Consider the following 396-nt stretch of genomic DNA (forward strand, 5'->3'; position numbering starts at 1 on the left):
ATCCTGCGGCTCGGCCAGCACCCGCGTGGTGACGTAGCCGCGCGCGATGATGGCGTTCTGCATGCGGCCCATCAGCACATTGATGGCTTGCGTGCCCAGGCAGCGGCCCAGCGCAGCGTCCGGTGCGCCCAGGTCGTCGCGGCTGGCGGCGGCCAGCGCCCATTGGAATAACTCAGCGTCCTCGCCCCGCAACTCGAGGTGGTCGATGGTAAAGCATGGCGATTCGCCTGCAGGCAGGCGGTTGGCGGCCGCGGCCGCGGGCGCCTCAAGCAGGCGCACGTCGGGCGTGCGTTCCTGCTGCTGGCGCAGGAGGCGCTCGCGTTCTTGCTGGCGTATCAGTTCTTGGCTGGCATCGTCGCGCTGGCTGCTGCCAGGCGGAATGGGAAGGGGCGGCGC

General features: G+C 70.2%; 1 protein-coding gene. It reads right to left on the reverse strand.

From position 1 onward, the window contains the following. Window positions 1-381: POTRA domain-containing protein (locus GCN74_RS28370; RefSeq protein WP_319633493.1), on the reverse strand; the 381-nt coding region annotated here is incomplete at its 3' end. Window positions 382-396 lie beyond the last annotated feature (15 nt).

The sequence above is a fragment of the Janthinobacterium sp. FT14W genome (assembly GCF_009208755.1).
Classification (GTDB): Bacteria; Pseudomonadota; Gammaproteobacteria; order Burkholderiales; family Burkholderiaceae_D; genus Janthinobacterium; species Janthinobacterium violaceinigrum.